Raw genomic sequence first — 12,447 nt, forward strand, 5'->3', positions numbered from 1 at the left:
AAATAAATATTCAACATATGGTTTGGGGGAATTGTTGTGACCAGATTTAATAGTAAAAAAAATAAGCTTTCCTTTCTTTTTTTATTTGGATTAGGAGCCTTCTTGCTTCCGACTGCTTCTATATTTGCTGCAGCAAATGGCGGGGAAACGTCTCACGGGATTAATATACAATCTATCGTTTTCGTTATTACTGTGATTGTTGTAATCGCGGCAGTTGTCCTAATCGGATTTTCTATTTATCGAATGATCCGCTTAAAAAGAACACGTAAAGTTTTGTATACGCTGTTAAGCTTAGTACTTGTTTTATTAGTCGTATTCAATATAGCTGTAAACAACTTTTCTTTGTTAATCAATACAGCTCTTTCGTCTTCTCAAATGGATGATGCAAAGGTGGAACAGACTAAAGATGAAGCAAGGGCATTAACGGAAGAACTTGAAAGTGAAGGAATTGTATTATTAGAGAACAAAAATAATTCGTTGCCAGTAGAAAAAGGTAATATCAATGTTTTTGGTTATACTTCTCGCTCTGTTGTTTACGGAGGCTCAGGTGCGGGTGGCGGAGCTGAAGAAAATAATATAGATCTGCAGCAAGGATTAAGCAATACCGGATTTAATGTAAATGAAGAATTAACGGAATTTTATGATGATCGTTTTGTTCCCAGAGAAGAAATAGATATTCACGCACTTAATGGAGGGGATTTTAATATTCACGAGCCTGCCGTTTCAGAATACAGTGATGCATTGATGGAATCCGCAAAGTCATTCAGTGATACTGCACTCGTTGTCTTTTCCAGAAACAGTGGTGAAGGAGCAGATATCACCAAAGATATGAAAGATTTAATTGGTGGAACAAAAGGAAAACATTACTTAGAACTTGCGGATAATGAAGAAGCTATGCTGGAGATGGTAAAGGAAAACTTTGATAATGTAGTCGTACTTATTAATTCTTCTTATCCGATGGAATTAGGTTTCCTGGATGATGAGGCTATTGATGCGGCGTTATGGGTTGGTGGTCCTGGATTTTCTGGTTTTAATGCTGTTGGTGATGTGCTATCAGGAGAGGTGAATCCTTCAGGACGTCTAGTAGATACCTATGCTTATGATTTAACAAGTGCCCCTTCTTACTATAATATCGGAGAGTTTCCATATGAAAACTCAGATTTTGAATATGGTGATGATACATGGCACTATAAATACATTGACTATGCTGAGGGGATCTATGTAGGATATCGTTACTATGAAACAAGGTATGTTGATAATCAAACTGGAGAAATGGACGAGGAAGCTTATAATGAGACCGTACAATATCCATTCGGTTACGGCTTATCTTATACTGATTTCCAACAAGAAATTATTGATTACAGCTTTAACGATGACCAAATAACGTTGGACGTTGAAGTAACCAATGATGGAGAAGTAAGCGGGAAAGATGTTGTCCAGGCTTATTATACTGCCCCTTATACAGTGGGGGGGATTGAAAAATCACATGTTGTCCTAGCTGGGTTCGATAAAACAAATGAACTGGCGCCTGGAGATAGCGAAATAGTCACAATCGAATTTTCAGTTGAGGATATGGCAAGCTATGATTATGAAGAACAAAAATCTTATGTCTTGGAAGAGGGAGATTATCAAATTAAACTCATGAACAATTCACATGATGTGATTGATTCTGAGACTTATGAAGTGCCATCTACAATTGTTTACAATGAGGATAATCAAAGAGATAGTGATCAAGTAGTAGCTACCAATCGTTTTGATGATGCACTTGGTGATGTGACTTATCTGTCTCGGGCAGATTGGGAAGGGACGATGCCAACTGAAATTGCACAACCTAAGGAAGCGTCACAAGAATTATTGGATGCCCTGGCAGATTTCACAGTAGAAGTTGAGGATAATGAAGAACCGATAGTCAAGGAGGATCATGGATTGTCATTATACGACATGAAGGGTCTGGATTATGAAGATCCAAAATGGGATCAATTATTAGAACAATTGTCTGTGAAAGACATGGAGAACTTGATTACTCATGGAGGATTTCAAACGCCGGCTATCAATTCTGTGAAAAAACCTGCTACAATTGATAGTGATGGACCAGCTGGAATCAATCACTTAGTTAGTCAAGCACATGGAAATCAGTACACAAGTGAAGTGGTGGTTGCCTCTACATGGAACACTGAATTAGTTGAAAAAATGGGTAAATCACTTGCAGAAGAAGCGAAAGCATCTGGCATTACCGGTTTGTACTTACCTGGTGTTAATATCCATCGGTCTCCATTTGGCGGCCGGAACTTCGAATATTACTCAGAAGATAGCTTTTTGTCTGGTAAAATTGGTGCCAGCCTTTCCAAAGGAGCAATGGATAATGGTTCTTACGTTTTCATGAAGCACTTCGCAATGTACGATATGGAAACGAAAAGATATGAGTTTCCTACAGGAGCAGCGACTTGGGCTAATGAACAATCAATGCGGGAAATATTCTTAAAACCATTTGAAATGGCTGTTAAAGAAGTAGGAATTACGGGTATTATGTCTTCTTACAACCGTATTGGACCAACATGGGTTGGGGAATCAAAAGAGTTATTAACAGATGTTCTGCGTGATGAATGGGGATTTAGAGGGACAGTTATCACTGATTACTTTAAACCTCAATACATGAATGTAGATCAAGGCTTAGCAGCGGGTAATGACCTAGTACTATATTTGTTGCCTACCGAATTGAAATCCGAAACAACGGATACAGATTGGGGACAACAAAACATGCGTAAAGCAAGCCATAATATTCTGTATACGGTTGCCAATAGCCATGCGTTTGATGTTGCTCAAACCAAGGTTCCCAATTGGATTTATCTTCTGATAGGTATTGATGCAGTTCTCTTGTTGTTATTAACTTTAGGTTACATGAAGGTAACGAATAGCAAGAAAATCATGCGGAAAAAGGAAATGATAAAATCTGAAAAAGTAAGCAGTAACTAAGTAAATGTTACAAAGTATGTTAAGAAAAGTATCTGCAGCGAGAAATTGTTGGTTCAAATGCCATTCAAACCACTGAATAAGGCAAAAAGGCGTTTTTATTGGAGTTAAAATGAAAAGTATTATTGAAATGAACGTGAAAGAGACTTAATAGAATAGTAGATTTTTAGAGAAACAGTCCATACGAGATATGGGCTTTTTTCTATCAAATAAATTAACAATTAAATTATAAAAAATTATCCCTGCTATTGCAGAGGCAGGAATTTTGAAAGGGTTATTGGTTGTTCTGGGTAACCTCGGTTGGGTTGCCGCTGATTCCAATACGTTCATGGTTCTAAATGTTATCTCGGATGCTGTGTTTTACTTTTTACCGATTTTATTGGCATTTAGTGCAGCCAATAAATTCCGCTGTAGTCCCATTATTGCAGCAGTAATTGGTGGTATCCTATTACACCCGACATTTACAGGCTTAGTTGCAGAAGGAAATACTGGAATCGATTTCTTTTCTATTCCATTTACATTAATGAACTATTCCTCTTCTGTACTACCGATTATTATTGGCGTTTGGTTGTTGTCTTATATTGAGCGATTTATTAAATCGTGGATGCCAAAAGTATTGGATATTGTTTTTACACCTGTTTTATCCTTAATTATTACCGTACCGTTAATTCTAATTGTTATTGGTCCAATCAGTATATGGATTGGTGATTTATTCTCAGTAGGTTTCAACGCTTTATACAGCAACTTAACCTTTATTGCAGGAATGATTTTAGGGGCATTATATCCATTGCTCGTGTTGACAGGCACACATTACGGTCTGCTGCCTATGTTGATAAAAGAAACATGTTTAAAGAGCCTTTCCGCGCTTATGCAGGATAGGCTCTTATTTTGAATTCTTCTATCAGCAAATAATAGAAAAATGACAGTATTTATAACTTAAAGATTCTGTTGATTCATCGTTCCTACAAGTGAAATGATAGTAAAAATGACAGTAATAATAAATAGCTTTAACCAAAATTTAGAAATTGGTTTCTTCTTTATTGCACGGTAGATAAGGCTCCAAATCCATGTGAATAATAAAGAAAGTAAAAATGCTCCGATCAGTCTGCCGAAAAGGTAAGCTATCATGTTGGTCATGGTGGCGTTCTCCTTTGTTTGTTGTTTGGTATTGATGGGATGTTGATGAGTTTTATAGAAATATATTATCAGATTTATCAGGAAGTATCTATATTACATATTTAAATGCGGTGGATGAATGTAATCTGATTTAAGGTAAGAAGATGGATAAGAGGAATTTCATAAGTTAAAAGTGGTTCTCTGAAAGTATACAAAAAACTTAGGCTCTCGGATAAAGAGATATACGATAAGCCTAAGTTTCCAGGGTGTTATTTATATGTTTTAGAATCATTCATTTCCGGCAATATAATTGTCTGGTCTGGAAATATCAAATCTGGATTTTGAATCTGATCCCGATTCGCTTGATAAATAGCTTGAACTTCTTTCATTATTTGTGCATCAGTTTGTTCTCCGCGGTAATTTTCCTTTGCAATATTCCAGAGATTATCTTCAGGTGTTACTACATAGGAAGATTCTTTTGGCTTCCCGCGATTTTCCACTAACTCGGTGGTAACCTCTAACCCACGTCCGGTGTCAATACCGCTGTCGCCAAAGGTATAGACCGTTGTATATTCGGAAGGAATAGTACCATCAGCTATTGCTTCGGCAAAATCGCTGGTATTACCATTATAGACCTGCTCGAAAGTGCCCTCGTTATCATTTGTTGTGATGTCGGAGTTTAAAAGGTACGTAGCCAAGTGTTTTTGACTCCGGCTGGATAAATGATATTCATCGTAAGTATAGAAATCATCCGGTTCCCAGCCAGATGCTTCAGGATTATAATATTCGCTGTCTGTTGAGTAAGGAGCATAGCCGCCATAGATGTCTTCTGCTTCACTGGCAGGGAAGATGTCACTGTTATCTTCAGAAGCTAAGGCGTAACCATAAGCCGGAACCCAATCGGAAACAAGATAAAAGCCCATACTCTTATATCCGAATTTTTCAAAGCCCTGCTCATCAATATTCTTACGCAGCTGCTGGTTATGTCCGTAGATAACCTCTACATCGTCAGGCGTGTTATCAAGAGCGAGATACTCTTCTATTTTTTTGACGACCTGCTGGTTTCTGATATCACCAAAGTCTGTTAAATCCGTACGCTGATCTACAAAACGATTTGGCAGCAGAATATACTTGGCACCGCCTTCTACAAGGTTTTGAACCATTTCAAGAGAATAATCACTGGCAAGCTCTGCTGCACGTTCCACTCCCAAATCTTCCACGGCATATGTATCATTTCCACCGATACTGATAATATAAAGAGCTTCGGGATCAGCTTCTCCGTTCGTATCTGCAAGGAATCTTATAGTCTGTTCTACTCCGCCCCAGCCTTTAATCCAGGAGGACCAGTTGGAATGTTCTTCTTTTGTATTTCCCATGTCACCAGAAAAAGCACCGCCGACTGCATAGTTGGTTAAATTATCATAACCGCCAGCTAATTCTTTTGCGAGATATTCAGCAAAGATACGGCCGTTGGAATAGCGTCCCTCCCAGTAATGTTCCTTATCTGCTTTTATATACATTCCGTCAGCAGGATCAAATCCTTCTGCTGATTGCGCCTTCATCGTTCTCGGGTAAATAATCATACCGAACAGAAGTGTCAACAGAAAGGTCAATAGAATCTTTTTCTTCATTATCTTTCCTCCTTGTATTTTCTAGGATGTTTGATTTTTGAAGCGTATGAAACCATCTTTATTTGATATATTCCGGCACGCTAAAGACCTATATATTAATGTATCATACATCATGATAAATCCATAAATGAGCATATTTTAGAGTAACTGATCTATTACAAGCTAATTTAAGATAAACAGATATAAACTTTATACAGTAATAATTTTATAGATTTTATGCGAAATATCGGCGATTTTAAGTGAAAAAAGCGGAATAGTTATTTTCATAGTAATAAAAAACCCTTTCTGTTAACTCATGTAACAGAAAGGGACTGCACCCTTATATTTAACCGCAAGGAAACGATAAAAGCGCCTTATATCCAAGCAGATAAAATATATTTTTCAATTGCTTTTCCAACCCCATCATGTTGATTGGTATCGGTGATATCATCAGCAGCTTGCTTTACAGCTGGTTGAGCATTTCCCATCGCCACTCCAATTCCGGCCGATTGAATCATTTTCACATCATTGAGACTGTCTCCCACTGCCATGACATTCTTCATCGTTATACCTAATTTTTCACAGACCAATTCAAGAGCGGCTGCTTTATTCACACCTGCTGGATTGACCTCAACGGTGACGGCTGTCCGATTGCTGACTTCTATGCCATCTATCGAATGAACTTTTGCTTCTATCTTATTTAAAATTTTTTCATCCTTATGGGAGCAGCTGAATTTCAGCCATCTGTAGTCATTATAGTTATCCGGTATGTCATTGTAAAAAGGTTCTTTTGAAGAAATGGTCCACGTATCCATTTTTAAGTCCCGGGCATAGCGATATAAATCAGCCAGTGCTTCTGCCTCCAGCAGATTTTCGGCAATAACTGTTGTATAATCGCTTTCGAAGATTTGTCCGCCATTACATGTAATTAAATGAGAATTCAGCTGCAGATTTTGAACGTAAGTATAGCAGTGATGAAAGGGGCGTCCGGTACATAAGACAATAATGACACCTGCCTGATGCGCTTTCATAATTTGTTTTTTTGTCCAGCTGGTAATCTCTTTTTTGTCATCTAATAACGTGCCATCCATATCCAGTGCAATCAATCTTATATCTGTCATAACGTCATCCTCCATATGTATTTACTATAGAATTTCCCTTTGTGTTTTAGTCCTGCTCCGTCTGATAATATGTTCACTATATCATTGCATAATAAATAAATCATTATCTGAAGGATCCTTTTTTATGACCTGGGTCATTTTCTATTACCTAAATAAGATAATAGGAAATGGAGGAGCTTCAACTATTTTTTCATATTGATAGAATAGAAGCAGATAATAATTCCAAGCATTCATGCCATCTTTTATTAGTTTTTAGCGGAAAATGAATTGGAATCATTGATACAAGGAGGTTTTAGAGGATGAGTAAAAGAAAAATCGGTGACTCCATACAGCAATTCGGCAGAACGCTGCTTCTTCCAATTGGGGTATTGGCTCCTATCGGGATGCTTTTGGGGATCAGCGGCGCACTTACACAAGACTACATGGTGGACAAAGTTCCTTTCCTTGGAAATGATACCGTTAACACCATTTTAGTAAGTATAAAGACCATCAGTAATGTTGTATTTGATAATATCCCGCTGCTATTCGCAATGGGTGTCGCCTACGGGATGGGGAAAAAGGATAAAGGGATTTCGGTCTTTGCCTCCGTGGCAGGGTATCTGACCCTGATTGTTGCCATGAATGTATGGCTGACGGTCACGGGGACAATGGCAGATCCGGATGTAATGACCCAGCAGGGGCAAATCGAAATACTTGGTATTCAAACGGTAAATATCAGTGCTGCCGGCGGGATTCTAACCGGTCTGATTGCAGCCTGGGCGACGGAACGATTTTATAACCTGGAGCTTCCGGCGGCGCTGGCGTTCTTTTCCGGGAAAAAATCAGTTCCAATCATCACAATCGGATTAATGGCTGCAGTTGGGATGTTACTGCCTTTCATCTGGACATATTTTGTAGGGCTGTTAACGAACCTGTCAGCTGTATTTTTAAGCGTTGCAGGCCCTTTTTTCACAGCTGCAGGAGAACGATTATTCATTCCGTTTGGACTTCATCATGTCTGGAATGCATTGTTCCGATTCACAGAAGCCGGCGGGTCGTATGTTATCGAAGGTAAGACATATGTCGGTGTTGTTCCTGCTATTACAGAAATTCTGTTTAATCAGGGACCGAACAGTGAGTATTGGTCTATGATGCCGAAGCTGTCCCGTTTCATGGCGCAGCAGCAGATGCTGGTTGTCCTGTTTTTATTCCCGGCAATTGCTTTTGCGATGTACAAGGCAGCTTATAAAGAAAATAAAACATACGTCAAATCTATGCTGGTTACCATGGTATTGACAGCTTTTCTTGGGAATGTAACAGAGCCGCTTGAATTTACTTTTGTTTTTCTAGCTCCGTTATTATATGTTGTATACGCCTGTATTGTTGGAATCGGCGCTGTGCTGCTGTCGCTGGCGGAGGTTTCGATTGGTTATATCAGGGGTACGATTTTTGACTTCACGATTTTTGGACTGCTTTATGAAAATTCACGATGGATTTTCCTTGTTTTGATCGGATTGGGATTAGCTGTCGTCACTTATTTTATTTTTTATTGGGCTATTATCCGGTTTGATATAAAAACACCGGGCAGGGAAAAGCTTCAAAATGTGGACAATACACTGCTGAAGGAAAAACGCTATGACGAGATAGCAGATAAAGTAGTGGAGGCATTGGGTGGAAAAGAAAACATTTTGAATGTAGACAATTGCATTACCAGGCTCCGAATTGATTTAAAAGAGGTCAGAGATATCAACAAAGATTTATTAAACAGTACCGGGTGTTCCGGGTTCTTTTTCCCGACGGCCAAGCATATTCATATCGTTTATGGGACACAGGTAGAATTTGTAAAAAATGCAGTAGATGAGAAAGTATAGAGATTTTTAAAGGAGTGACATCATGAAAGCGTTATATGATTCTAAAAGTAAAACAATTGATGATCAAGGTTTAAAAAGTCTGTTCACTGAAGAGGAAAAATATAAAACCTGGCTTTTGTTTGAATCGGCATTGGCTGAGGCGCAGGCTGAATATGATTTTATTCCTAAGAAAGCGGCGGAGGAAATCAAAGAGGCTGCCAAGCTGGAAAATTTAGATTTAGAGGAAATGGACCGTATTTATAAAAAAATTGGCCATGGTTTTGTTCCATTCCTGAAAGTTCTGGTGAAGGCCTGTCCGCCCGACAGTGGGAAATATGTCCATTACGGGATTACAACACAGAATATACAACAAAGCTCGCAGCTGTATATTCTGAAGAAAGCGCATACGATATTTATGCGTCTGATTGGTCAGATTTTAGAAAACTTAAGCACGCTGGCATCGGATAATAAAGACACTGTCATGACTGGAAGAACGCATGGAAGGCATGCTACTCCAATCACTTACGGGTATAAAGTATCTGTCTGGATAAGTGAATTTATCAACTGTTATCAACGCATGGCCGAAGCGGAAAAAAGAGTTTTTCAGATAATGATGGGCGGTGCAGTAGGTACTTTCAGCTCTATGCCCAATATCGGGATAAAAGTTCAAAACAGGGTGGCGGAGCTGGTTGGTATGTATCCAATGGCTGTCCCATCCAGAAATATAAGTACGCATAAACTGGAGTATATGTCGAATCTGGCTTTATTAGCGAACAGCTGCCATAAAATTGCCGAAGAGGTATACAGTACAACGTTAGAAGAAATTGCCGAAGTATCCGAAGGTTTCAGTAAAGGAACCGTCGGTAGCAGCACTATGCCGCACAAAATTAATCCGAAGCTTGCCAAAGGGATTATCGCGAATTCCCAGAAACTTTATTCCCTTCCTGGTACAGGCATGTATTCAGCAGTACGTCCATATGAGGGAGACAGCAGTTCCTACATGCTGTTTGACGGGCTGTTGGAAGAGTCAATGGAACTGATAACGGAAATTTTGATACGCTGTGAAGAATTAACACGTACACTAACCGTCCATAAAGATAGAATGCTTCATAATGCCAAACGTAACAAAGGCCTTGATAATAGTGAATATGTAATGATGAAGCTGGCAGAAAAATTAGGGAAGGATCAGGCACACTCCCTGATGTATGAGGTTGCTATGAAGACAGCAGCGGAAGGGCAGGAATTTTATGATAATTTAAGAGAAAACGAACAAATTCGTGCAAGCTTTAATGATGAAGAAATAAAGCATATGATTGAACCTGGTAACTATATCGGCCTAGCTGCAGAGTTAGCAGAAAAAGAATCTGCTAGGGCAAAAGAAGTCGCAGAGGAAATCAGTAAAAACTACAGCAGTTAATCAACAGCAAAATAGCACGCTTCTTTTATGAGAAGGTACCGACCCCCAAAAGTTAGAGTAGAAAATTTAACTTTCGGGGGTGTTTTCATGGCTAAATATAGTGAAGCATTTAAAATTAAACTTGTAACTGAGTATTTACACGGGAGCCTTGGATATAAATCATTGACGAAAAAATATAATATGCCTAGTACTTCACCATTAAAAAATTGGGTGAAATCTTATAAAGTACAAGGAATGGAAGGATTAAGACGAAGAAAAAAGAAAGCGGAGTATACTGTTCAATTTAAATCAGCTGCGGTACAATTTATGTTAGAAACAGGTGCTTCTTATTTAGAAACTGCAGTTCAATTTAATTTGAACAACCATTCCATGATTCAACGCTGGATGAAAGCATTTCGTGAACAAGGGACAGAAGGCCTGAAACCAAGATCAAAGGGGCGATCTTCTATGTCTAAGAAACCCAATAAACAGAAGAAAAAAGAAAAGATAAAGTTAACACGTGAAGAAGAATTGGAACGCGAAAATGAGTTACTGCGACTAGAAAATGCATACCTAAAAAAGTTGAGAGCTTTTCGGGAAAATCCGAGTGCCTTCCACGAAAAGCACAAGCAAAGGTGGCATTCGAACTTAAAGAAGAAGGATTCCGATTAAAAGATGTTCTCCTTGTCGTGGGCATTCCGGAAGCAACCTATCACTATCACGTCAAAAACTTAGGGAAAGAAGATTCAGATCTAGCATTAAAAGAACGCATTACAGACCTATTTAAAAAGTTTTATGAGCGTTATGGCTATAAACGGATCACAAGAGAATTAAAGGACTTAGGATATGATATCAATCATAAAAAAGTGTATCGGATCATGCGGGAACTGGGATTAAAATGTGTGAAATTTATGCGGAAAACTCGTAAATATAATTCATATAAGGGAACTGTTGGGAAAGTAGCAAAAAACCGACTATCGCGTCGTTTTAACACACCTATTCCCCTACAAAAACTAGTAACAGACATTACAGAATTCAAATGTCTAGGCGAAGAGAAGTTATATTTAAATCCGATTCTTGACCTTTATAATGGTGAAGTTATTGCGTTTGAAATGAAGAAACGTCCAACATTAGATATTGTCATGAAACCTTTAAAAGAAACGATAGAAATAATAAAGAATCATGCAACTTATCGCACCACCATTCATTCAGATCAGGGCTGGCATTATCAGCATAACCAATGGGTGAGGACATTAAAACAAAATAAAGTATTCCAGAGCATGTCACGTAAAGCAACCTGTGCAGACAATGCTTCCATGGAGAATTTCTTTGGCATTTTAAAGCAAGAAATGTATTATGGGGAAGCATTAGTAAGCTATGAAGAATTAAAAAGACGGATTGAAGAATATATCTATTGGTACAACCATGAACGATCAAAAGAAAAATTGGCCGGGTTGAGCCCAGTCGAATACCGAACTCAATCCAGCCAATCAGCTGCATAATAAAAACTCTAACTTTTGGGGGTAGCCACCGAAGGGTGTTATTTTGCTGTTTTTATTGTCCTGAACAGACTCAAAATAAGTGCAGTTTAAATGTTTGCCAATTTATCAATCAACAAATCTATAGTGAGAAAAAAACCAGTTCTTGAAATGGTATCATTTTTACTGGTGTTAGCTTTATCGGTATAACAAAACAGGTTATTCGTCGTATAACTGGTCAATTCGTTTGTTCGGAATGAAGTGATACTGACCATCTCTGCTTTCTTCAAATGAATCTTTTTAGCAGTATCAATAATTTTTTTCGTATCTCCAGATATCGATATAAAGATGACAATATCATCTTCCGCAACAAAATCTGTAAACACTTCAGATAAATTATAATCCTTTATAAAGATACATTGAATTCCGATTGTCAATAGGAGATGTTCCAAATAATGACCAGCAGCTTTACTTGTTCCTCTGGCCATAATAAATACATTTTTTGCAGCTTTGATTTTAGCTGCTGTTTCAAGCAGCTGTTCTTCAGTAACGAGGGAGAATGTCTTATCAATGGATTGTTTTAAAACCTCCCGATACATCACTGTTTGGTTTTCTTGTTTAGACATTTTTTCAAGAATTGTCCGGCTGATATGATATTTCATTTCTCTAAAACCGGAAAAACCCAATTTTTGCGCCAAATTAATGATGACTGTTTTAGAAACAAAGGTTTCCTCTGCTAAATCACTAATTTTGATATGCGGAATTTGGTCCTGATTTTCCACGATATAGCTCAATACTTTTTTTTCACTTGTGGTCATCTCTTCATAATTCTTCATTACATCAAACATATTCTTCCCATCCAATTCAAGGTTCTAAAAAGCAAAACATGTTGTTAATATTATCGTACACTATATGAAGCAATTTTAA

Annotated in this window: 10 protein-coding genes; 6 read left to right on the forward strand and 4 right to left on the reverse strand. The window is 38.1% G+C overall.

Annotated elements, in window-relative coordinates; all coding sequences use genetic code 11:
- Positions 1 to 36 precede the first annotated feature (36 nt).
- On the forward strand, positions 37 to 2,973 hold the full coding sequence (locus tag BN1068_RS04555) for a beta-glucosidase (RefSeq protein WP_077601649.1): 2,937 nt from the start codon (positions 37 to 39) through the stop codon (positions 2,971 to 2,973).
- A 244-nt stretch (positions 2,974 to 3,217) separates the two neighbouring features.
- Entirely contained in the window at positions 3,218 to 3,862 is a 645-nt protein-coding gene (locus BN1068_RS04560) for a PTS sugar transporter subunit IIC (protein ID WP_268239009.1), read from the forward strand.
- A 44-nt stretch (positions 3,863 to 3,906) separates the two neighbouring features.
- Here the strand turns inward: BN1068_RS04560 and BN1068_RS04565 are convergent, their stop codons facing one another.
- The 3 genes from BN1068_RS04565 to BN1068_RS04575 all read right to left on the reverse strand — a co-directional run bounded on the left by BN1068_RS04565 (position 3,907) and on the right by BN1068_RS04575 (position 6,817).
- A complete protein-coding gene (locus tag BN1068_RS04565) occupies positions 3,907 to 4,107 on the reverse strand; it encodes a hypothetical protein (protein ID WP_077601651.1) in 201 nt (66 codons plus the stop codon).
- Between the two features lie 248 nt (positions 4,108 to 4,355).
- The gene (locus BN1068_RS04570; RefSeq protein ID WP_077601652.1) at positions 4,356 to 5,717 is read right to left on the reverse strand and encodes an SGNH/GDSL hydrolase family protein; all 1,362 of its coding nucleotides are present in this window, start codon (positions 5,715 to 5,717) and stop codon (positions 4,356 to 4,358) included.
- A 353-nt stretch (positions 5,718 to 6,070) separates the two neighbouring features.
- The gene (locus tag BN1068_RS04575; RefSeq protein ID WP_077601653.1) at positions 6,071 to 6,817 is read right to left on the reverse strand and encodes a Cof-type HAD-IIB family hydrolase; all 747 of its coding nucleotides are present in this window, start codon (positions 6,815 to 6,817) and stop codon (positions 6,071 to 6,073) included.
- Between the two features lie 299 nt (positions 6,818 to 7,116).
- On the opposite strand from BN1068_RS04575, the gene BN1068_RS04580 reads away from it, so the two are divergent.
- The 4 genes from BN1068_RS04580 to BN1068_RS04595 all read left to right on the forward strand — a co-directional run bounded on the left by BN1068_RS04580 (position 7,117) and on the right by BN1068_RS04595 (position 11,544).
- The gene (locus BN1068_RS04580; RefSeq protein ID WP_077601654.1) at positions 7,117 to 8,667 is read left to right on the forward strand and encodes a PTS transporter subunit EIIC; all 1,551 of its coding nucleotides are present in this window, start codon (positions 7,117 to 7,119) and stop codon (positions 8,665 to 8,667) included.
- A gap of 22 nt (positions 8,668 to 8,689) precedes the next feature.
- Positions 8,690 to 10,063 (forward strand): class-II fumarase/aspartase family protein, encoded by a 1,374-nt coding sequence (locus tag BN1068_RS04585; protein WP_077601655.1) that lies wholly within the window; start codon positions 8,690 to 8,692, stop codon positions 10,061 to 10,063.
- 87 nt (positions 10,064 to 10,150) lie between these two features.
- The gene (locus tag BN1068_RS04590; RefSeq protein WP_077601656.1) at positions 10,151 to 10,714 is read left to right on the forward strand and encodes a helix-turn-helix domain-containing protein; all 564 of its coding nucleotides are present in this window, start codon (positions 10,151 to 10,153) and stop codon (positions 10,712 to 10,714) included.
- Entirely contained in the window at positions 10,678 to 11,544 is an 867-nt protein-coding gene (locus tag BN1068_RS04595) for an IS3 family transposase (protein ID WP_077601657.1), read from the forward strand. The genes BN1068_RS04590 and BN1068_RS04595 overlap by 37 nt, the downstream gene beginning before the upstream one ends.
- Before the next feature lie 86 nt (positions 11,545 to 11,630).
- Here BN1068_RS04595 and BN1068_RS04600 read toward each other — a convergent pair whose 3' ends face one another.
- Positions 11,631 to 12,368 carry a MurR/RpiR family transcriptional regulator gene (locus BN1068_RS04600; protein ID WP_077601658.1) on the reverse strand — a complete coding sequence of 246 codons (738 nt, stop codon included), beginning with the start codon at positions 12,366 to 12,368 and terminating at the stop codon, positions 11,631 to 11,633.
- Positions 12,369 to 12,447: the final 79 nt, after the last annotated feature.

Origin of the sequence: Oceanobacillus sojae (genome assembly GCF_900162665.1) — a bacterium.
In the GTDB taxonomy this organism is placed as follows: Bacteria; Bacillota; Bacilli; order Bacillales; family Amphibacillaceae; genus Oceanobacillus; species Oceanobacillus sojae_A.

Coding starts and splice junctions, on each gene's coding strand:
- BN1068_RS04565 (WP_077601651.1), bottom strand. CDS start 4,107: ATGACCAACATGATAGCTTACCTTTTCGGCAGACTGATCGGAGCATTT.
- BN1068_RS04570 (WP_077601652.1), bottom strand. CDS start 5,717: ATGAAGAAAAAGATTCTATTGACCTTTCTGTTGACACTTCTGTTCGGT.
- BN1068_RS04575 (WP_077601653.1), bottom strand. CDS start 6,817: ATGACAGATATAAGATTGATTGCACTGGATATGGATGGCACGTTATTA.
- BN1068_RS04580 (WP_077601654.1), top strand. CDS start 7,117: ATGAGTAAAAGAAAAATCGGTGACTCCATACAGCAATTCGGCAGAACG.
- BN1068_RS04585 (WP_077601655.1), top strand. CDS start 8,690: ATGAAAGCGTTATATGATTCTAAAAGTAAAACAATTGATGATCAAGGT.
- BN1068_RS04590 (WP_077601656.1), top strand. CDS start 10,151: ATGGCTAAATATAGTGAAGCATTTAAAATTAAACTTGTAACTGAGTAT.
- BN1068_RS04600 (WP_077601658.1), bottom strand. CDS start 12,368: ATGTTTGATGTAATGAAGAATTATGAAGAGATGACCACAAGTGAAAAA.